This window comes from Polaribacter sp. IC066 (assembly GCF_007997085.1).
Taxonomy (GTDB): domain Bacteria; phylum Bacteroidota; class Bacteroidia; order Flavobacteriales; family Flavobacteriaceae; genus Polaribacter.
In genome coordinates this window covers 1-1,133 of the sequence record NZ_VORR01000141.1, presented here as the reverse complement: position 1 = coordinate 1,133, position 1,133 = coordinate 1, and the positions used below count along the sequence as shown (strand labels likewise).

1 protein-coding gene is annotated in these 1,133 nt (G+C 34.8%); it reads right to left on the bottom strand.

The window, feature by feature from the left end:
* Window positions 1-8 precede the first annotated feature (8 nt).
* Window positions 9-986 carry an IS30 family transposase gene (locus tag ES044_RS18275; RefSeq protein ID WP_147187475.1) on the bottom strand — a complete coding sequence of 326 codons (978 nt, stop codon included), beginning with the start codon at window positions 984-986 and terminating at the stop codon, window positions 9-11.
* Between the last annotated feature and the right edge of the window lie 147 nt (window positions 987-1,133).

Genomic DNA, 1,133 nt, shown 5'->3' with positions numbered 1-1,133 from the left:
TGCTGAATTCAAGTCACAAAAGCAACATTCTGTTTAAATAATAATTGTTCCATAACAAATATAGGATTTTCAAATTTATACCTTTTCCTAGGTCTGTTATTTAGTTTATTTTCTACCTCTTTGATTCTTTGTTCATTTATAGATGAGAAGTCAGAACCCTTTGCAAAATACTGTCTAATTAAGCCGTTTAGATTTTCGTTAGATCCTCTTTCCCATGAATGATAAGGATGTGCAAAATAGTAATGAACATCAAGGTTCTCTACTACTTCTTGATGCCCTGCAAATTCTTTTCCGTTATCCGCTGTAACAGTAAACAAATAAGGTTTCCAGTCCTCTAATAGTTCTATGATAGCTCTGGTTACCACATCGGCTTGTTTGGATGCAACTTTTTTCATTTTAAGCATTCCAGAAGCGCTATCGTTGATGGTCAGAATAGCTTGATGATGATTTTTACCTATAATTAAATCCACTTCTAAATCTCCAAAACGCGCTCTTTTTTCAACAATTTCAGGCCTTTGTTCTATACTTATTCGATTCTTGATAATCCCTCTAGAATCCTTGCTTGCGCCCCGTTTTCGATACCTTCTCCCTTGCCTACGTAGGTGGGTGTGTAAATCTCCCCTATTCCTCTTATCTTCCCAAATATGTTGATAGATACGCTCTATAGAAACACTTTCTTTCTGCTCTTTAGTAAGGGAACCAACTACCTGCTCTGGACTATAGTCATCTCTTATCAATTTTTCTACAGCAACTTTTATAGTGGGAGTAAAACGAATGTGTTTAGCTTTTTCTTTTTGACGTTTAGCGTACTTTTTTGATGCTAATTCATCAGTATAAACACCACTTCTTTTATCTGAATTTCTTTTAATCTCTCTTGTAATTGTAGAGCGGTTTTTGCCTATGGCAATGGCAATTTTAGCTTTATTGTAGCCTTGGTTTAGCATACAACAGATTGTGTATCTTTGAGCCTGGGTTATGTGTGTCATGCAACTTCTTTTTTGGCGATTTGAGACCGCAAGATAACATCCATCAAAACAAGAAAGGTAGGATTCCCTACTTTTCTGTTTTGAAAAATTAATATCAAAACCTCAAATCTAAATGTTGCGCTTATTACTTGAATTTAAGATTTTAAA

Coding starts and splice junctions, on each gene's coding strand:
- ES044_RS18275 (WP_147187475.1), bottom strand. CDS start 986: ATGACACACATAACCCAGGCTCAAAGATACACAATCTGTTGTATGCTA.